Origin of the sequence: Caulobacter sp. 1776, from assembly GCF_040545685.1 — a bacterium.
Lineage (GTDB): Bacteria > Pseudomonadota > Alphaproteobacteria > Caulobacterales > Caulobacteraceae > Caulobacter.
In genome coordinates this window covers 264,149-283,511 of sequence record NZ_JBEPMI010000003.1, presented here as the reverse complement: position 1 = coordinate 283,511, position 19,363 = coordinate 264,149, and the positions used below count along the sequence as shown (strand labels likewise).

General features: G+C 68.3%; 16 protein-coding genes. 10 read left to right on the top strand and 6 right to left on the bottom strand.

The annotated features are described in order from the left end of the window. Positions 1-34 precede the first annotated feature (34 nt). Complete coding sequence (locus ABIC66_RS09860) at positions 35-3,163, bottom strand: TonB-dependent receptor (protein WP_354069820.1); 3,129 nt, start codon at positions 3,161-3,163, stop codon at positions 35-37. Between the two features lie 640 nt (positions 3,164-3,803). Between ABIC66_RS09860 and ABIC66_RS09855 the strand changes: the two genes are divergently transcribed. Continuing rightward, a complete protein-coding gene (locus ABIC66_RS09855; RefSeq protein WP_354069819.1) occupies positions 3,804-4,211 on the top strand; it encodes a TIGR01244 family sulfur transferase in 408 nt (135 codons plus the stop codon). 6 nt (positions 4,212-4,217) lie between these two features. Here the strand turns inward: ABIC66_RS09855 and ABIC66_RS09850 are convergent, their stop codons facing one another. Continuing rightward, entirely contained in the window at positions 4,218-4,364 is a 147-nt protein-coding gene (locus ABIC66_RS09850; protein WP_354069817.1) for a hypothetical protein, read from the bottom strand. A gap of 67 nt (positions 4,365-4,431) precedes the next feature. Between ABIC66_RS09850 and ABIC66_RS09845 the strand changes: the two genes are divergently transcribed. Further along, positions 4,432-5,325: an MBL fold metallo-hydrolase gene (locus ABIC66_RS09845; protein WP_354069815.1), complete on the top strand. Its 894-nt coding sequence runs from the start codon at positions 4,432-4,434 to the stop codon at positions 5,323-5,325. A 138-nt stretch (positions 5,326-5,463) separates the two neighbouring features. Next, positions 5,464-5,865: an NAD(+)--rifampin ADP-ribosyltransferase gene (gene arr / locus ABIC66_RS09840; RefSeq protein WP_354069814.1), complete on the top strand. Its 402-nt coding sequence runs from the start codon at positions 5,464-5,466 to the stop codon at positions 5,863-5,865. Between the two features lie 106 nt (positions 5,866-5,971). Here the strand turns inward: arr and ABIC66_RS09835 are convergent, their stop codons facing one another. After that, the gene (locus ABIC66_RS09835) at positions 5,972-8,878 is read right to left on the bottom strand and encodes a long-chain-fatty-acid--CoA ligase (protein ID WP_354069812.1); all 2,907 of its coding nucleotides are present in this window, start codon (positions 8,876-8,878) and stop codon (positions 5,972-5,974) included. A 282-nt stretch (positions 8,879-9,160) separates the two neighbouring features. Between ABIC66_RS09835 and ABIC66_RS09830 the strand changes: the two genes are divergently transcribed. Further along, a complete protein-coding gene (locus ABIC66_RS09830) occupies positions 9,161-10,915 on the top strand; it encodes an ATP-binding protein (RefSeq protein ID WP_354069810.1) in 1,755 nt (584 codons plus the stop codon). A 13-nt stretch (positions 10,916-10,928) separates the two neighbouring features. Here the strand turns inward: ABIC66_RS09830 and ABIC66_RS09825 are convergent, their stop codons facing one another. After that, positions 10,929-12,428: a bifunctional aminoglycoside phosphotransferase/ATP-binding protein gene (locus tag ABIC66_RS09825; RefSeq protein ID WP_354069808.1), complete on the bottom strand. Its 1,500-nt coding sequence runs from the start codon at positions 12,426-12,428 to the stop codon at positions 10,929-10,931. Positions 12,429-12,573: 145 nt separating this feature from the next. Between ABIC66_RS09825 and ABIC66_RS09820 the strand changes: the two genes are divergently transcribed. The 3 genes from ABIC66_RS09820 (at position 12,574) to ABIC66_RS09810 (ending at position 15,435) form a co-directional block, all read left to right on the top strand. Further along, the gene (locus ABIC66_RS09820; protein WP_354069807.1) at positions 12,574-13,194 is read left to right on the top strand and encodes a TetR/AcrR family transcriptional regulator; all 621 of its coding nucleotides are present in this window, start codon (positions 12,574-12,576) and stop codon (positions 13,192-13,194) included. Positions 13,195-13,303: 109 nt separating this feature from the next. Further along, the gene (locus ABIC66_RS09815) at positions 13,304-13,951 is read left to right on the top strand and encodes a hypothetical protein (protein WP_354069805.1); all 648 of its coding nucleotides are present in this window, start codon (positions 13,304-13,306) and stop codon (positions 13,949-13,951) included. After that, entirely contained in the window at positions 13,951-15,435 is a 1,485-nt protein-coding gene (locus ABIC66_RS09810) for a hypothetical protein (RefSeq protein ID WP_354069804.1), read from the top strand. The genes ABIC66_RS09815 and ABIC66_RS09810 overlap by 1 nt, the downstream gene beginning before the upstream one ends. 24 nt (positions 15,436-15,459) lie before the next feature. Here ABIC66_RS09810 and ABIC66_RS09805 read toward each other — a convergent pair whose 3' ends face one another. Next, positions 15,460-16,251 carry a helix-turn-helix domain-containing protein gene (locus tag ABIC66_RS09805; protein ID WP_354069802.1) on the bottom strand — a complete coding sequence of 264 codons (792 nt, stop codon included), beginning with the start codon at positions 16,249-16,251 and terminating at the stop codon, positions 15,460-15,462. 132 nt (positions 16,252-16,383) lie between these two features. Between ABIC66_RS09805 and ABIC66_RS09800 the strand changes: the two genes are divergently transcribed. Continuing rightward, positions 16,384-17,367 carry a VOC family protein gene (locus tag ABIC66_RS09800; protein ID WP_354069800.1) on the top strand — a complete coding sequence of 328 codons (984 nt, stop codon included), beginning with the start codon at positions 16,384-16,386 and terminating at the stop codon, positions 17,365-17,367. Here the strand turns inward: ABIC66_RS09800 and pdxH are convergent. Beyond that, the gene (gene pdxH / locus ABIC66_RS09795) at positions 17,356-18,024 is read right to left on the bottom strand and encodes a pyridoxamine 5'-phosphate oxidase (RefSeq protein WP_354070313.1); all 669 of its coding nucleotides are present in this window, start codon (positions 18,022-18,024) and stop codon (positions 17,356-17,358) included. The two genes, ABIC66_RS09800 and pdxH, sit on opposite strands and share 12 nt — an antisense overlap. A 94-nt stretch (positions 18,025-18,118) precedes the next feature. On the opposite strand from pdxH, the gene ABIC66_RS09790 reads away from it, so the two are divergent. Both ABIC66_RS09790 and ABIC66_RS09785 read left to right on the top strand, forming a co-directional pair. After that, a complete protein-coding gene (locus ABIC66_RS09790) occupies positions 18,119-18,820 on the top strand; it encodes a DnaJ domain-containing protein (RefSeq protein WP_354069798.1) in 702 nt (233 codons plus the stop codon). Between the two features lie 126 nt (positions 18,821-18,946). Then, entirely contained in the window at positions 18,947-19,363 is a 417-nt protein-coding gene (locus tag ABIC66_RS09785; RefSeq protein ID WP_354069796.1) for an organic hydroperoxide resistance protein, read from the top strand.

The window sequence follows — 19,363 nt, the reverse complement described above, 5'->3', positions numbered from 1 at the left end:
CCGCCGCCATCTCTGTCCTGAAAGGACGTCGACCTTAGAAGGTCAGGTCGAAGCCGACGCGCACATAGCGCGGCGTCTGGAAGGTGATCGGCTGGCCGAACACCGGCTGACGGGTGGCCGACAGCGGGCTGCCGCTGGCCGGGGCCGTGTAGAGCACCGTGCCGTTTTCGGCGACGTTCTGGACGTTCACCGCCTTGCGCGAGTTGAAGATGTTGAAGACGTCCGCGCGCAGGACGAGGTCGCCCTGATAGGGGAAGAACTTCGGCACCTGATAGCGCAGCGAGGCGTCGAACGAGGTGGTCCACGGCGTGCTCGCGCCCGTGCCTTGCGGCGACAGCTTGCCACCGCAGTAGTGGCTGTACGACGGACCGTAGTTGTTCTCGAGGACCGGGTCGTTCGGATCGTAGCCGATGCAGCCGACGCGGCGGGGCGAGATGATCGTGCCGTTGCCGCCGAGCAGCAGGTTCTCGGTCAGCTGATACGAGCCATAAGCCTTGAAGACGTGGGCGTGGTGGTTCGGCAGCAGGCCGTAGGCGCCTTCCAGCAGGGTCGGGGTATCGTACTGCAGGGTGACGCCCGAGTCGGTCTGACCGCTGGCGTAGTCGCTGTACGACGAGCCTTCGTAGTTACCCTTCGACTCCGACAGGGTGTAGGTGCCGTGGAAGCTCCACTTGCCGTCGAAGGCGCGGTCGAAGGACAGGTCCAGGGCCGTATATTCACGCTTGATCTTCGGATAGGCCAGCTGAGCCTCGGTGAAGGTCAGGGTCGGCAGATCCGTGCCCGTGGTGGACAGCGGGAACTGCAGGCGGACCGTCGCGGGCGAACCCGGATTGATGATCGCGTAGTCGATGAGCGTGCCGTCGTAGTTGTCGCAAGCGCCGCCCGGAGCCGTGGAGAGGCCCTTTTCCTTACAATACGCACGGACCGCGTAGTCGATGGCCACGTCGTCGGCGCCTTCGACCAGGTTGCGGTAGGTCAGGCTGACACCGACGGTCCACAGGTTATCGAACTTGTGGCTGTAGCCGATGATGTACTCGTCCTCTTCCGTCGCCTTCAGCTCCTTGCTGTGCTGCTGGTCGGCGGCGAAGAACGTGCCGTCGTTCTGGTAGGTACAGCCGATGACGCCCGCGGCCGAGGCGCCGCCGGCGACGCAGGCGCGGGCGCCCGTGTAGCCGACGAGTTGCGTCCCAAGCCCGCCGGTCGGCAGGCCGGTGCGCGGATCCGGCGTGTAGCCGGCCAGATTGTAGTAGCGCGCCGTGAAGTCGTATGTGCCGGCGGCCTGACGGAACGCCGTGTTGCTGGCGATCGGCAGGAAGTATTTGCCGTAGTTCGCGAAGATCTTGTCGCGACCTTCGCCGGTCGGGTCCCAGGTGACGCCGATGCGCGGACCGATGTTGTTCTTCAGGTCGGCGAAGACGACGCCGTTCGAGCCGGCCAGTTGGAAGCTGTCGCTGCGGACGCCGAGGTTCAGCGTCAGGCCGCGCATGAGCTGCCAGGAGTCCTGCACGTACCAGGCTTGGTTCTCGCCGGAGAAGGCGCCGCCCGAGATGAAGGTCCGGGCTTCGATAAACTGGGTGCCGGCGGCGAGGCCGAGCGCGTTGCCGGCGGCCGCGACCTTGTAGGTGTAAGCCGCGTTGGCCGGATAGACCGAGAAGTGCTTCAGATAGTTGTCTTCATGGTCGTAACCGGCGCGGATGTGGTGCTTGCCCACCAGATTGAAGTACAGGTCGGCGTCCGCGCGCCAGAAGTTGCGCTTGGTGTTGTAGGGCGCGCCGATCGCGCTGCTGGTCTGCTGGCTGATCGTGGCGGCTGTGCCGCTGCGCTGATCCTGCACGAGCGGATCGGTGGTGTTCAGCGGCAGGGTCGCCTGATTGTCGACGTTGCGGCCGTAAGCGCCCGACAGAGTGAGCCAGTCGGTGAACGAGCCGGTGTACTTGAACACGAAGTTCTCACCGCCCGTCGGGAAGTTCTGGCCCGACTTGAACGCGCCCACCTTGTCGGTGAACTGGTTGTAGCCGTACACGCGGCGCTTGGTGACGTCGTTGGTCCGGAAGTAGGTGGCTTCGAAGTGCTGGCGCGACGTCAGATAGGCGTCGAGCTTGGCGCCGTAGAACGGCTGGCCCGAGCGGTCGACGGTCAGGTTTTCAGCGCCCTGCGGGTTGGCGGCTTCACGCGCCGTGGTCGCGGCCGTCGAACGGGTGGCCGAGTTGGCCGGGTTGGCTTCCAGCTTGCGCAGCTGGGCCAGGGCGTACAGGAACACGTGGTCCTTGATGACCGGGCCGCCGGCTTCGAAGATCAGGTCCCTGTAATCGCGCTTCAGGTGGTTGCCGGCGTTCAGATAGCTGTCCTTCTGATTGGACCGCCAGCTTTCCGGCTCATAGTTGCCGTGAACCGCGAACATGAAATCGTTGGAGCCCGACTTCGTCACGGCGTTGACGATGCCGCCGGTCGCGCGGCCGAACTCGGCGGGATAGCCGCCGGTCTTCACTTCAAACGTCTTGTAGAAGTCGAACGGCACGGTGCCGCCGCCCAGGTACGTGTTGAAGTTGGTGATGTTCAGGCCGTTGACGTAGAAGGCGTTTTCCGAAACCGAAGCGCCGCCGATGGCCGTCTGGCCGGCGTAGTTGCCCGCCGCGCCCTGGATGGCGCCCGGCGCCAGCAGGGCCAGGCCCTGGGCGCTGCGGACCACGGGGACCGACTTGACCAGTTGCTCGACGTCGATGGCGAGGCCGGTCGTGGTTTGCGAGAAGTCCAGTTCCGGACGGGCCGTCGCGGTGATCACCACCTCGGAGACTTCGCCGTTGGCGGCGAGGGTGAAGCTATAGTTCGACTCACCGCCGGCGCGGACGGCCAGGCCGGCGTTGTTGGTGGTCTGGTAGCCGTCCTTGGTGACGGTCACCGTATAGGCGCCGGTCGGGATCAGGGGCGCGCGGAAGACACCATTGCCGTCGGTCGTCGAGTTTTGCGTCACGCCGGTGGCTTGCGACTTCACGGTCACGGCGGCGCCGGCGACCGGAGCGCCGGCCGAGTCCAGGACGCGGCCGTTCAGCGTGCCGCTCGTATAGTCCTGCGCCGAGGCCAAGGTGGGGATCGCGGTGGCGATCGCCGCGATCGCTAGCGGCGCGGCGACGGCGGCCAGACCGGCCAGCAGCGTCGACGTCATGAGGCGCGCGCGAGCGCTACCTTTGGTGGAAATCATGGTCTTCAAATCCCCTCTGAGCGTGGCGCAAGGCGGCAAGTCGGACGAAGACCCCTCTAGAAACTTTGTCCGACCTGGAGCGGAAATCCGCCTAACGGCGCCACGAGATCACTGGTGTCCCGGAAACATTTCCCCGGTTAGGCCGACGTTAGGGGGGGCCGCCGCCGAGGGTCAATTGTCATTGCAAAATTGTAATCCACATCGCGACCCCCTGTCGCAAAATCGCCACAGGGTCGCCGCTTTTCGACATATCAGCGCTCGCCACGAATACTCGCCCCCCGCAAACGCGTCGAAGACCTTCACCATTCGCTTGTTTTTTCGGGGTTATTTCGTCAACGCGGAACGCCGTTCGCGGAACTCGTGTTTCGAAGGAATTTTCGCGACAACATCCCTCGCATGGATTGACTTTCGCCAAATCGTTCCTATTTCGGCCGCATAACGATAAAAGATTTTTAATATTTGCCGTGATTTCGGCATGTTCCGTCCCGCCTCGCCTATTTCGCCGGCACGCCGCTTGGGACCGCTGACCATTGCCTAGGCGCCCGCCCCCCGCGAAGATGCGGCGGCGGCGAGTTGCGCCGCGCATTTTTGTTTCGGCGAGCCCATGAGCGATTTCCGACGCGTCACCGACTCTCTCTCCGTCAGCCCGCAGGTCACCGAGGCCGACATGGCGCGGGCCGCGGCCGAGGGATTCGTGCTGGTGATCAACAACCGCCCCGACGGCGAGGATCCCAACCAGCCGTCCAGCGCCACGATCGAGGCGGCCGCGCGCGCCGCGGGGCTGGACTATCTGCATGTGCCGGTGCGCGGCGGACCTTCGCAGGAGCAGGTGGACGCGGTGCGAGTCGCGATCGAGGCCGCGAAGGGGCCGGTCCTGGCCTTCTGCCGCTCGGGCACGCGTTCCATCGTCACCTGGTCGATCGGCCAGGCCCTGGCGGGCGAGGATCGCGAGACCCTGGTGAACCAGGGCCGTCAGGCCGGCTACGACCTGTCGGGCGTCCTACCGGGCTAGCGCCTTCTAGAAGGCGGCCGACTCGCGGGCCGCCATGGGCGTAGGTTCGGCCTGGCAACTGGCCAGGACGAACTGGACCAGAATGATACACATGATGGCGAAGGCCGCGCGCTGGAGCCGTTTCGAAACAAAAATCGCCGCGTCCGCCGCCATGGCCAGTCCTCCAAGGGTTACTGGAGGGCTCAAGCGCAAGACCGGCGCCGCGTGTGGGAGCGCCGTGATGATCCCCTTCGTTCGCGAGCTGGCGTTCGAGTACGGCCGCTGCGATCAGGTCTCGCCGCTGATCCGGCGGGTGATCGCGCGCAATCCGGGGCCGTTCACCTACACCGGCACCGGCGTCTACATCGTCGGCCAGGGCGAGGTGGCGGTGATCGACCCCGGCCCCGATCTGCCCGAGCACTTCGAGGCCTTGAAGGCGGCTTTGGCCGGCGAGCGGGTGACCCACGTGCTGGTCACCCACCACCATCTGGACCACTCGCCCCTCGCCCACCCGCTGGCCGAGGCGTTCGGCGCCAAGGTCTACGGCCTGCCGGCCCCGGGCGATCATGGCGAGGCCGCTTCGCCGGGCCTGGAGGAAGGCGCGGACAGCCGCTTCCGGCCCGATGTCGAACTCTCGGACGGCGACCTGCTGTCCGGCCCCGGCTGGACGCTGGAGGCGGTGACGACGCCCGGCCACACGTCCAATCACGTCTGTTTCGCGCTGAAGGAAGAAAACGCCCTGTTCAGCGGCGATCACATCATGGGCTGGTCGACCACGGTGATCACCCCGCCCGACGGCGACATGGGCGACTACCTCGCCAGTCTGGCCAAGGTGCGGGCCCGCAACTTCGAGACGCTATGGCCGACTCACGGCGCGCCGGTGCGCGAGGTCGGGCCGTTCGTCGACGCCTATGCCGCCCACCGCCGGGCGCGCGAGGCTCAAATCCTGGAGGCCCTGGGCGCGGGCTTCACGACGATCAAGGCCATGGTGCCCAGCCTCTACGCCGCCGTCGACCCGCGGCTGCATCCGGCGGCCGCCCACTCGGTGCTGGCTCATATGATTCAGCTGGTTCGGGAAGGTCGGGTCGTCAGCGACGGCGCGCTGGACCTGGACGCTGAATACCGGCTCGCCTGAGCGGCGCCGCCCTCGCCCGATAGGGATTTGGGGCCGAAAAACTCGAGTTCAAGAATTGGCGAACGGCGATTTATGCGCAGTTTGTAGCGCCCTCGACGCAGGGGACACCCGTCCCCGTTTTCGAAAGGGCCACGACCGATGACCGCCACTCCCACATACTATCACGGCGCCAAGGCGGACCTGAAAGAGGGCGACCTGGTCAGCGCCGGCTTCGCCTCCAACTACGGCCAGCGGAAAGCCGCGGCCTTTGTCTATTTCAGCGCCACCCTGGAGGCGGCCACCTGGGGGGCCGAGCTCGCGGTGGGCGACGGGCCGGGCCGGATCTATATCGTCGAGCCGACAGGACCGTTCGAGGACGACCCGAACCTGACGGACAAGCGGTTCCCGGGCAATCCGACCAAGTCCTACCGCACGCGCGATCCGCTTCGGATCGTCGGCGAGGTCAAGGCGTGGACGGGCCACACGCCCGAGCAGCTCCAGGCCATGCATGAGCACCTGGCGAACCTGAAACGGCTCGGGATCGAGGCCATCGAGGACTAGGGGCGGATCGACATTCAACGTCGGCCATCCCCTAAATCCGCTCATCCCCGCGAAAGCGGGGATGAGCGGTGTTTGGGGCTGAAGGTCGATTTGCCCTAGCCTCCTGCTACTGTCCCTTCACCGCCTTGATCAGCGCGCCGATGCGGGCGCAGTTGCGGCCCTGGTCGGGGCCCGCGTCGCGGCCGATCGAGCGCAGGTCGAGGCGCGAGCCTTGCGCGTCCGGCCGCACCCGCACCACCAGATCGTCGGTCAGGCCGTACCAGAAGCTGCGGGCCGTGGCCTCCAGGCGGCCGTCCACCGGGTCGTCGGTGACCAGGGTCATGCCCGCGGCCATCACCGCGGCCTTCACCGCCTCGTAGGTGTCGCTCGGCGCGCGCTCGCTGATCAGCGGGCGGGCCGCCGGGCAGGTCTCGGCGTTGATCTCGGCCAGGCGGCGGCCGGCATAGGCGGCCGAGCCGACCGGCAGGCTGGGGTCGTCGTCGACGATCTCGGCCGAGCCGCCCCGCGCGGCCATGGCCGCGTCCGAGAAGGCCAGCGGCGTCTTCCAGTCGGTCGAGACGTCGTGGATCGGCGGCGACTGGCCCTGCAGGGCCCTGGCCCCGTACATCACCGCGAAGGTGACGGCCGTGACCATCAGGGCCAGCAGCGCGGCCCGCCACAGGCGACCAAAGCCGCCGATCAGGGCGACAACCAGGGCCAGCAGGCCGGTGGCGACGCTGATGAAGGCGATCTTCGGCGCCCAGTCCAGGGTCATGGCCGTGTAGCCCAGCGGCAGGCCGATCAGGCCCAGCTTGACGCCTAGCGCGCCGCCGCCGGCCAGGATGGCGGGCGCTAGCGCGACCAGGATCGCCAGATCCAGATAAAGCCTGGCCCAGCCCGGCGGTTTGCCGCCCGACTTGGCCGCCTTGGCCGCCTTCGCCTTGCCGCGCTTGCCCGGCGTGATCGGCATGGCGAACGGCAGGGGCTCGGAGGCCTCGGCGCTGACGGGCTGGGCCTTGGCCGGCTCGTGCAGGCGCAGCGGCGGCTCGGGCTCCGGCGGCGCGGTGATGGTCGTCGCATCCGCCTTGGGCTCGGGTTCGGCCGGCGCCGGTTGCTCCCCGGCGGCGATGGCCGCGGCCTCGGCGAGGATCGCGTCGGTGGCCGACATCGTCTCGGCCTTTGGCTCCTCGGGCGCGGACTCGACGTGGGCGACGGGTTCCGGCGCGGCTTCGACCTCCAACTCGGGCGTCCCGGACGCCTTCTCGGGCTCGATCTCCCGAGGCGGATCGGGCGCGTAGATCACCGAGGCGTGCGCCCCGTCGGCGGCCGCCAGGGTCGGGGCCACGGCCGGCTCCGGCGCGGGGCTCGGCTGAACCGGCGTCTCCGGCAATGCGTACCCTTGGTCGGCCAGGCGCTTGCGGATCAGCTTCTTGTCGATCTTGCCGGTCGCGCCCAGCGGGATCTCGTCGACGAACAGCACGTCGTCGGGCATCCACCACTTGGCGATCTTGCCCTGCAGATAGTCGATGAACTCGGCCTTGGTCGCCGTCTCGCCGTCCTTCAGCTTGATCAGCAGCACCGGCCGCTCGTCCCACTTGGGATGGGCCGCGCCGACCACCGCCGCCAGGGCGACCTTGGGATGGCCGACGGCGATGTTCTCGATCTCGATCGTGCTGATCCATTCGCCGCCGGACTTGATGACGTCCTTGGCCCGGTCGGTGATCTGCATGAAGCCATGGTCGTCGATCGTGGCGACGTCGCCCGTGTCGAAATAGCCTTCGTCGTCCAGGATCCTGCCGCCCGCGCTCCGGAAGTATTCGGCGGCGATGATCGGGCCACGGATCTTCAAGTGGCCGAAGGCCTTGCCGTCGTGCGGCAACGGCTGGCCCTGGTCGTCGCGCAGGCAGATCTCGACGCCCAGCGGCGGCCGGCCCTGCTTCAGGCGATAGGGCATCTGCTGGTCGTAGGGCAGTTTTTCCAACTCGTCGGTCATCACCGACAGGGTCCCGACAGGGGAGGTCTCGGTCATGCCCCAGGCATGGACCACCTCGACGTCGTACTTGTCGTGGAAGGCGCGGATGATGCTCTCCGGACAGGCCGCCCCGCCGATCACCACCTTCCTCAGCACCGGCAGCCTGGCGCCGGTGGCCTCCAGGTGCTGCAGCAGCATCTGCCAGACGGTGGGCACGGCGGCCGAGAACGTCACGCCTTCGGTGTCCAGAAGCTCGAAGATCGAGGCGCCGTCCATCTTGGCGCCCGGCATGACCATCTTGGCGCCCGTCCCCGGGGCCGAGAACGCCATGCCCCAGGCGTTGGCGTGGAACATCGGCACCACCGGCAGGACCACGTCCTTCTGCGACAGGCCCATCACGTCGGGCTGCATGGTGATGAAGGTGTGCAGGAAGTTGGAGCGGTGCGAGTACAGCACGCCCTTGGGGTCGCCAGTCGTGCCCGAGGTGTAGCAGAGCCCCGCCGCCGTTCCCTCGTCGAACCCGCCCCAGGCGCAGTCGGCGTGGTGCTGCTCGACCAGGTCCTCGTAGGCCAGCAGGCCCTTGAAATGCGGCGCATCGCCGGCGGGGGCGAAGTCGGCGGGCATGTGGCCGCGATCGGTGAGAACGACCACGTATTCGACGTGCGGCAGGCGCGGCAGGATCGCGGCGATGATCGGCAGGAAGGTCAGGTCGGTGAAGATCACCCGGTCGCCGGCGTGGTCGGCGATCCAGGCGATCTGCTCGGGAAACAGCCGCGGGTTCAGGGTGTGGCACACCGCGCCGATGCCCATGATGCCGTACCAGGCTTCGATGTGCCGGCCGGTGTTCCAGGCCAGGGTCCCGACGCGGTCGCCAGGCTTGATCCCCAGGGCCAGCAGGGCGTTGGAGACGCGCTTGGCCCGATCGTGGATCTGGGCGTAGGTCGTGCGGACGATCGGCCCCTCGACCGACCGGCTGACCACCTCGCGGCCGCCGTGCCATTTGGCGGCGTGGTCGATGATCTTGTCGAGGGTCAGCGCCCCATGCTGCATCAGCCCCTGCATCGAAAACCCGCTCTCTCGGTTTGCTTATCGTTGTTCAGGCGAGGCTATCGGCGCGCGGCCAGCCGCGCAACGCGCGGCCCTTCTAAAGAGAAAGGAGGGCGCAACGCGCAGCCCCCGAGGGGCGAAAGATCCGCGCAAACCTCCGTGAACGGATGCGCGCCGGTTGGTCGACTAGCCGACCTCCGCGTTAATCGGTCGCAGGTCCCGTCGGGAGACTCTTGGTTGCGATCGCGGGATAGTCATCGTTTGGGCGAACGTGGTTCGCCGGCTTGGAGATCATCCTTGGGCTGGCTGGCTGAGACCCTCGCGGACGAGCGACTGGACGAGGTCGCCGCCGACATTCGTCGGCTGGGTCCCTCGCGCGTGGTGTCCGGCTGTCTCGGCGCGGCGGTGATCGGCCTGGGCCTAGGCTACGGCGTCGCCGCGGCCTGGCTGGCCAGCTTCCTGGTCGCCGAAGGCCTGGCCTTCCTGGCCACCCGCTCCTTCGGCCGGGGCCGCCCGGGGACGCGGCGCGAGCGGGCGGCGTTCATGCTCGCCGCGATCCCGGTCAACGGCAGCTGGGCGGCGCTGGCGGCGCTGCTGTGGACGAACGGCTCGGACAAGCTGAAGATCGCGGCCGTGGCCATCTGGTGCGGCCAGCTGGTCTTCACCCAGCAATACCGGCACCAGCCCCTGGCCCTGCTGATCATCAGCGGCCTGGCGCCGGTCCTGTGCCTGATCGTCTTTCCCTTCTTCTTCCTGGCCGGCTGGGATCCGGTAACCCAGGCGATGCGCTGGTCGCTGGTGCTGCTGATCGGCGTCACCGTGAACGTGGCGCTGCGCAACCGCGCCGCCGCCCAGCGCATGGACCAGCTGACCCGGGGCCTGCGCGAGGAGCGCGAACGAGCCCTGGCCGCCGCCCGCGCCAAGTCGACCTTCGTGGCCGTCGCCAGCCACGAACTGCGCACCCCGATGAACGGCCTGCTGGGCATGGCCCACGCCCTGGAACGCTCCAGGCTCGACCCGCGGCAGCGCGAGCAGGTCGAGCTGATGATCAAGTCGGGCCACGGCCTGATGCAGCTGCTGAACGACGTCCTGGATCTGTCGCGCGTCGAGGCCGGCAAGGTGGAGCTGGCGCCCGAACCGGTGGAGCCGCGCGCCATCGTCGCCGACGTGATCGACGCCTGGCGCGACGCGGCCGGAGCCAAGGGCCTCTCGCTGTTCGCCGACTTCGGCGCCGAGGTCCCCGCCTGGATCTTCGCCGACCCGCGGCGCATTCGCCAGGTCCTGACCAACCTCGTGTCGAACGCCGTCAAGTTCACGCCGTCGCAAGGCCATGTGCGGGTCTCGGTCAGCGCCTCGCCAGCGGACGGCTTGATCCGGTTCACGGTCGCCGACACCGGCCCCGGCGTGCCGCCCGAGGCGGCCGACCGCGTGTTCGACAGCTTCACCCAGGCCGACGAGACGATCTCGCGCAGCCACGGCGGCGCGGGCCTGGGCCTGGCCATCTCGCGCGCCCTGGCCCGCCAGCTGGGCGGCGACCTGGTGCTGCAGCCCGGCGCCGCTGGCGCCTGCTTCGTGTTCAGCGTCCGCGCGGCCCCGGCCGAGCCGCCGATCCTCGCGGCGCCGCCCGCCGAGGTCGACGAGGACGCCCTCACCCAGATCCACGTGCTGATGGCCGAGGACAACGCCGTCAACCAGCTGGTGGTGCGCACCATGCTGGAGCCGGCCGGCGTGGCCTTGACCGTCGTCGAGAACGGCGCCGAAGCGCTGGAGGCGATGTCCCAGGAGCACTACGACTGCGTGCTGATGGACATCAACATGCCGGTGATGGACGGCATCACCGCCCTGGAGGCTATCCGCGCCGGACGGGCCGGCGATCCCGGCCTGCCGGTCATCGCCCTGACCGCCTCGGCCATGGCCGGCGACCGCGAGCGGTTCCTGGGCTTGGGCTTCGACGACCACCTGGGCAAGCCGGTCAAGCCGATGGACCTGATCATGGCCATTGTACGGGCCGTGAATCCGGAACCGCCGGACGAGGGCCGGCAAGCGGCTTAGGCTGCAAGCGCCCCTACCCCATCGCCTCCGCCAGGGCCCGGGCTTCGTCCTCGAACGCGCTGACCGTGTCGACCTTGCGCCAGGCGATCTCGCCGGTGTCGCGGGTCAGCTGATTTTCCAGCACCGCGACGTCGGCGTCCGAGGCGTCGTTGACGCGGGCCGCCACGCGGGCGCGCAGCACCTCGGGCGGCGCCTCCAGCCAGACGCCCTGGAAGGCCACGTCGCAGGTCTTGGCCAGGGCTTCGGCGCGGGCGCGCTCCTCGGCCTTCAGGAACACCGCGTCCAGCACCACCGAGCGGCCGGCCTTCAGGCACAGGGCCGCGTCGCCGAACAGCTGGTCGTAGACCCGGGCGCTCATCTCCGGCGTATAGGCCTCGCGCGGCAGGCGCTGCAGCGAGGGGACGCCCCACAGGCGCTTGCGGATCTCGTCGGTGCGCAGGACCACCGCGCCCGGCGCCGAGCCCAGGCCCGGCGCGCAGACCCGCGAGAAGGTCGACTTGCCCGAGCCCGACAGGCCGCCGGCCGCCACCAGGCTGACCGGACGCGGCGCCAGGTGCTCCAGCGCCGTGGCCAGATAGGCCCGCGCGGCCTCGTCGTCGCCGGTATAGGCCCAGACGTGGGTGCGCACGGCGGCGCGGACGCTCAGCATCAGCGGCAGGGCGGCGAGGCCCGTCCACAACCCTTCGCCGAACGTGCGGGCCGCCTCGTCCAGATAGGCGTTCAGCACCCGGCCGGCGGCGTCGCGGCGACGGCGGAAGTCCAGGTCCATCAGCAGGAACGCCAGGTCGTACTGCACGTCGATGTCCGACAGGGTGTCGTTGAACTCGATGCAGTCGAACAGGATCGGCTGGCCGTTCTCGATCAGAATGTTGCCGAGATGCAGGTCGCCGTGGCAGTGACGGGCGAAGCCGTCCTTGGCGCGGCCGTCTAGCAGCGGCGCCAGGCGCTCCAGGGCGATGTCCGTCTCGTGCACCAGGCGCTCGACGGCCTGCTTGCCCAGCCGCCCCGACAGACCGCGCAGCAGATTGGCGTTGGAGCGAATGGTGTAGCCCAGGGCCGACACCCCGCCGCCTTGCGGACGCAGGGCCGAACCGGCGTGGAAACGGGCCACCGTGCGGCCCAGCGAATCCTCCAGTGCGTCGTCGATCGCCCAGGGCTGGGTGGCCAGCACGCCGTTCTGGTCGAAGCGGCGCATCTCCAGCAGGTACTCGACGATCTCGCCCGAGCCTTCCAGCTCGAGACCGCCGTCGGCCGCGCGGGTCAGGCAGCGCACCTCGCGATAGATGTCCGGCGCGGCGGCGCGGTTGAAGGTCAGTTCACGCTCCAGCGCCCAGCGGCGCAGCTCCAGCGTCGAATAGTCCAGGAACCCGAAATCGACCGGGCGCTTGACCTTGAAGGCCGAGCCGCCGATCAGGAACACCCGGGCGCACGAGGTCTCGATCGTGCTTTCGGCCCGGCCCTCGAACCAGGCGGCCACTTCCTGCTCGCGCGCGGCTTCCGCGTCCTTGATCACGCCTTCGATCCCGTCTTCCCGCGCCCGAAATCCGGCGCCGGGGCTGCATAGCCGAAACAAGCCCGCGAGTCCTCTCGCCCAAGCCTTGCTTAAGCTCCGTTTTCGCGGCTAGATTGCATTGAAGCCAATCAGTGCGAGTACTCATATGCTTGTCGGCGCGGGTCTGAAGCGATCGGGGCACAAGCGCGAGGAGATCCTCGGCTCGGCCAGAACCCTGTTTCTCCGCCAGGGCTACGCCGACGCCGGCATGGAGGTGGTGGCCCGCGTGGCCGGGGTCTCGACGGCCACCCTCTACGCCTACTTCCCCAGCAAGGCCGACCTGTTCAAGGCTATCGTCCTGGAGACGGTCAGCGGCATCGCCGCGCCCGTGCGCGAGGCCGTGCGGACCAAGGGCGACGCCCGCGCGCGGCTGACCGCCCTGGCCACGGCCTACGCCGCCTTCTTCTCGCGCCCCGACACCCGGGCCATGTTCAGGATGGTCACGGCCGAGCGCCGCCGGTTCGAGGACGTCGCCGAATACTTCCTGCAGAGCGCCCGTGACGAGCTTGGCGGGGCGGCGATCTCGGTGATCAACGACCTGGTCAAGACCGGCGAACTGAAGGTCGCCAAGCCCTCGTGGGCCGCCGGCCAGCTGATGGGCATGCTGGACCACGTGACCCTGGTCCTGGGCCTCTCGGCCGGCGACGACGTCCAGCCGCGGCGTCCGATCAAGGCCGTCGCCGAGGACGCGGTCGAGACCTTCCTGGCGCGGTATGGGGCGCGGTAAATCTTACAGTCACGCTTGGCTTGACAATTTCGGGGTGAAGAATTGAACAATACGCCCGTAAGGCGATCCTCCGCCTGTCGGGGCCACGCGGGCCAAGAGCCGCACATCCATGAACGTCAACGAAAACCAGCTGCTCGGATTCTTCCTAAAGCCTCTCGACGGACGGCAAGCCGAACTGATCGAGGATTTGGGCGAGGGGCGCAGCGACGCGCTTCGTCGCGCCATGGCCAGCTTCCTGAGCCAGGCGGCGAACGGTGTAGACGACCGCTACGTGACAGCGCGGGAGTCGGATCTCCCGACGCCGCCGGACTTCAAGAGTGTCGTCTGGCAAAGCGGCGCGAAGGGGCCTCCGCGGATGATCGTCTTCAACTTCAAGGACGCGTTCCAGGAAACCGCCCTGCCGTTGTTCGGGCTCATCCTGTCGCTATGCGCCAATCCGTTGAGCTGGGCCGATCTGCCCACCGGCGTGGACATCTTGCAGAAACTCTGGAGTCGGCTTTCGATATTAAAGGCCCCGGAACATGCCGACGCCATCGCGCTGCTGAAGGCCCTCGCTCTCGCGCAGGCCGAAAGGAAGCTGGCCAAGTCGCCCGAGCCGCCGACCTGGTCTGAGGTATCGCTGAAATTGGGTGCGTCTCTCGCCGTGACCCCTGCCCTGGACATGCTGCTCGACAAGAAGATCGTCGAGATCGTCCATTGGGGCGATCAGGCGCAGGACAGGTCCCATCCGGATAATCGACTGAGGATCACGCTCTGATGCGGTTCCGGTCGCGCCGGTCCGGCGTCCAGTTCGGGTCGTTCAACTACCCGCTGGCGCTGGTTGAGCACCAGTTGTCGTCCGAGGCGATAGCTATGGCCCAGCGCCTGGCGTCAGGCGAGACGATCGAAGGCGACCCAATCGAGACGGTCTATACCGCGCTGAGCCCGATCCATGAGACCCGGCACTTCTACGACCAGTTCGGGACGTTCGCGGGCATGAGCCTGTTCTCGACCCGGATGCAGGTCCTGCGAAGCTTCGCGCGCGCATCTCGACAGCTGGCCCGGACGGGCGAGACCTGGCGGACGCCGCTCTCCGAATGGATACGCGAAGAGACCTGCCCATCTGAAGTCCGGGCTTTCGCGCGGATCGCCCGCGCCGATGCGATGGGGTCCCGCGTCCTCATCGGGAACTTCAAGCCGCTCTCGGTCAATCGGCGGATCGATGACCTGATCATACCGATGGATACGGACCTGGGGCGAACCGTAGACGCCGCTACGCTCAGAAACGTCGTCAAGGACAGCGATCCGCCCGAATACTATACGGTCCTGTATCCCTTTGGCGTCGAAGCCGCTTTTGAAGCCAGCGCGCACGCAATCACACGGTCCTTCATCGGGGACCAGGCTTCGGCGGAGCTGATCGAGGCCCTCGAACAGCGCCTCCACGTTGCGATGGACAACGAGGACAGCCTCGCCGAAGCGACGATGCCCTACATGGTGCTCGACCTTCTGATCTCCAGATTCATGAACGATCGGGGGCGTCCGCGCTTCTCCCGCGATCTCGTGCTCGGCGTCGCCGACGAGCTCCTGTCCTGCTCCGCCCTGAAGGTCGAGGACCTGGGCAACGGGTTGGCGGCGGCGGAGATCTTTCCCATGGGCGAGCGACTGCTGTCGCTTCTGAAAGGCGGCGACATCGACGACTTCACCAAGGGCGTCGTCGCCGCCTCGCCGCTGGCGGAGGCGGCCTATGACGCGATGCTCGCCCAGCTCGAACAGGGCGGGGACTGGGACACCGTGTTCGACGACAGCTCCCTCGACGCCGATGTCCGTATTTGGGAATCCTACGCGGCGCAGCACTTCTCGGTTCCCCTGCTGCGCTTGCGGCGCGAGACCAAGCACGCCACGTTCAGGACGGGCAATGGCTTCCTGGATGCGCTGAACCTCGTCGTTCCCAGCGCTCGCGTCGTCTCTGGCCGCATCTCCTTCAGCCCCGAGACACCCGAACGGGTTCAGCGCGCGTGGTGGCGGGTCGCTTTTGCGGACGAGTTTGTCCGAGCCCTCATGGACGGACGACCGATCTTTTGCCCTCGAGCGTACAACTCACTGCCGGGACTGGGGAACGTCGGCTTCACCGCCAGCGGTTCGTGCGAGACCCACATCGCATTGGGTTGCGGCGTCCTTGGCGAGACGCCGCAGATACACAGCCCCGCATGCACCTTCCAGAAGGAACTGCATCGCGCGGGCTTCGCGGTCGCGGCGGTCTGAGCGCCCGACGGACCTCCGGGGAATCTACCGGCCGGCCAGCCCCTCCAGCACCGTCCGCGTCCTTGCGTCGGTTGGGAAGCAGCACTCGATGCGCAGTTCCTGCAGGGTCACGTCGCGGGGCATGGCGAAGGTGGTGATGGTCGAGAAGAACGATAGCTCGCCCTCCCCGTCGTGCATGACCGTGGTCAGCAGCGGCGTCGGCGGCGTCGCGAAATCCATCTGGCGCCAGCGGGCCGGCACGCCGGGATAGGCCAGGACCTCGGCGACCAGGGCGTGGCCGACCGCATCGCCGGGCGTGGCGGCCAGGGCATGTTGCAGGTTACCGATCACCGCCCCGGCGATCTCGTCCCAATTGACGATGATCCGGCGCACGTCCTCGGGGTCGAAGATCTGGCGGATCATGTTGGCGTGCCGCGAGGGACGGCCGCCCAGCACGTGCGAGACCAGGCGATCGAAGCCCTGGTTGGACTCGACGATGTTCCAGTGGCGGTCCAGCACGCTGGCCGGGAACGGCTCCTGCTGAGCCAGCAACAGGTCGACCGCCTTGCGCGCCTCGACGAGATGCGAGGTAGCCAAGGCCGTCTCGGGATAGATCGGAGCGTAGCCGGCCGCCATCAGCAGGGCGTTGCGGTCGCGCAGCGGGATCTCGAGCGTCTCGGCGATGCGGACGACGACGTCGCGGCCGGGCTGAGCCTTGCCGGTCTCGACGCAGCTGAAGTGACGCGGCGAGACGTCGGCCGCCGCCGCGAGGTCCATCTGGCTCATCCGGCGCGCGACACGCCAGCCGCGCAGCAAGGCGCCGAATTGCGAGGTCATGAGCACGCGCCAAGGCTAAGCCACGAGGTCGCGACGTCAATGACCCAGGAGGTCATGGCGTCATGACCCCGAGGTCATTGATCCTCTGTCACGCCAAGCCCTAGCTTGCCGGCTTCTTCCAGGAGACCTCGCGTGAAACCCTTTCTGTCCATCGGCCTGATGCTGGCGCTCTCGGCCGCGGCGCCGGCCACCGCGGCGACGGCCCCGCCGACGACCCGGCTCGACCACGTCCTGCTGTGGGGGCGCGGCATCGACGAGGTGACCTCGATCATGGCCGTGAAGCTGGGCTTCCAGGTGCGGGCCGGGCGCGATCCGGGCGGCGTCGCCAACCGCTATGTCCGCTTCTCCGACACCAGCTTCATCGAGCTTCTGGGCGTCACCCGCGCCAATCCCGACTATGACCCGGGCATGAAGGACGACCGCGTCGCCCTGAAGGAGCAGCCCGGCGCGCGCACCTTCGGGTTCCGCTCGTCGGACGTCGATACGATCCAGGCCTCGCTGAAGGGCCTGGGCTATGCGGTCACCCCGATGTTCGCCGGCCCCGATAGCCAAAAGCCCACCTGGCGGCTGTTCGCCTTCGACAAGGCCCCGCTGTCCAGCAACACCTTCTACATCGACTACAAGCCCGACTACGCGCCGGACCAGGCCGATCCGAGCAACAAGGACGACTGGCGGGTGACGCGCGAACATCCCAACAGCGTTCGCGCCCTGTCGGCGATCTGGCTGGTGTCCGGCGACCCGGAGGCCGACCGCGCGGCGCTGGCGCGGATGGGCCACGGCGGCGCGGTCCCGGTCAGCCTGCCGGCGGTCGGGGCCAAGGGCTATTGCGTGCCGGTGGGGCCGACGGCCCTGTTGACCTTGACCCCGGACGGCCCCGGCGCGGCGGCCGACACCCTGGCCCAAGGCCCGCGCATCCTGGGTGTCAGCCTGGCCGCCGCCGACCTGCCCCGCGCCCAGCGCTGGGTCGAGCGCGGCTATGAGACCAAGCTCACGCGCTATGTCGGCCTGACGGGCGAGGCGTTCCTGGCCCCGACGCAGGGCGACCTCGGCATGCTGATCGAGTTCACCACGACGGCGAAGGCCGGCGCGAGCCCGTGCGGCCCGCTACGGAAATAGCCGCTTCGTCGTCCATCCACCCTCGGCGCGATCGAACACCAGCCGCTCGTGCAGGCGGAAGGGTCGGTCGCGCCAGAACTCGATGCTGACCGGGACGACGCGATAGCCCGACCAGTGCGGCGGGCGCGGCACCTTAGAGAGGCCAAATTTCAGGCCCATCTCGGCCACCCGCTTCTCCAGAGCCAGACGGTCGGGCAGCGGCGCCGACTGGTCGCTGGCCCAGGCGCCGATCTGGCTGTGGCGGGCGCGGCTGGCGAAATAGGCGTCGGCCTCGGCTTCCGTCACGGGCTCGACCACGCCCCGGATCCGCACCTGGCGGCGCAGCGACTTCCAGTGGAACAGCAGCGCCGCCTTGGGCTGGCCGCGCAGCTCGCGCCCCTTGGCGCTGTGGGTGTTGGTGTAGAAGACGAAACCGCGCGGATCGAAATCCTTCAGCAGCACCATCCGCGAGTCGGGCATGCCGTCGGCGTCGACGGTCGAGACGGTCATGGCGTTGGGGTCGTTGGGCTCCTTCTTGCCCGCCTCCTCCAGCCATTCGGCGAACAGGGCGAACGGATCCTCTTCCGACAGCAGGGCCGGCGGGACCGCCTCGGTCACCTGGCGGATGTAGTCGTCCTCGCTGGGCGAGGCGGGGATCAGGGTCGGGTCGGCGCTCATGGGATTGATATAGGCCGGCAGCGCCGCGGGGGCCACCGCCAGCGAAAGTCTTAACTTAACCCGCCGTTGACCATCCGGACGTCAGGGTCGCCGCATGACTGCCCGCGTCTCCGCCCTGACCCTTTCGGCCGCCCGCGCCCTGCTTGGCGTGGCCCCGGACGCGGACGAGCGCGAGCTGCGCAAGGCCTATCGCGAGGCCGCCAAGCGGGCCCATCCGGATCGCCCGACCGGCGACGCGGCCCTGTTCCGCGACGTGCTGGCCGCCTATCGCCTGCTGCAGGACCATCCGTTCCAGCCCACCAGCTTCCCGCCGGCCGTGGCAAGCGCCGTCCCGATCGCCGACCGCGTCTTCCTGGAGATCGACATCGCCACCGCCGTCGCCGGCGGCGCCGAGGACCTGGCCATCGACGGCCGGCGCCTGCGGCTGAAGCTGCCGGCCGGCCTGCGCGAGGGCGACAAGGTGCGGGTTGAGGGCGTGATGTTCGAGGTCCGGCTGCGCGCCCAGGACGGGGCCCTGGTGCGTGGCGACGACCTCTGGCTGACCGGCAAGGTCGATCCCCGCGTCCTTTCCGAAGGCGGCCGGGTCGACGCCGACACCCCGCTGGGCCCGCGCCCGGCCTGGATCTCGACCAAGGCCGCCGCCCGCGGCTTGGTCCGCCTGCCCGGCCAGGGCCTGCCCGCCCGCGCCGCGCATAGGGCCGGAGATCTATTCCTGCGCCTGGAAGCGGCCGAGGCCGGCGCCGAGAGCCCCGCGCGCTCGCTGCTGAAGCGCTTCGCGGCGGCTTGGGCGGCTTAGAGCTTTAAGCGTCCCCGCTCTTTCAAGCCGATTCAATCGCGCGCGATCTTTTTTACAGCTCCACTCTTGAAGTTAGATCGTGCACGATTAAATCGTTCACATCATTCGAGCCAACGGAGCTTCCCCATGACCACCCTCTACACCACCCGCGCCACCGTCGTCGGCGGCCGCGACGGCCACGCCCGCAGCGAGGACGGCCTGCTGGATGTGCAGCTGTCGATGCCCAAGGCGCTTGGCGGCAAGGAGACGGGGACCAATCCCGAGCAGCTGTTCGCCGCCGGCTACGCCGCCTGTTTCCAAAGCGCCATGGCCCACGTCGCCCGCACCCAGAAGATCGCTCTGACCGGCTCGACCGTGACCGGCCAGGTCGGCCTCGCCACCCAGGAGGTCGGTTTCCGCCTGGAAGTCGCGCTGGAAGTCGAAACCCAGGGCCTCAGCCAGGCCGACGCCGAGGCGCTGGTCGCCACGGCCCACCAAGTGTGCCCCTATTCCAACGCCACGCGCGGCAATGTCGACGTGGCCATCACCGTCAAGGCGGCCTAG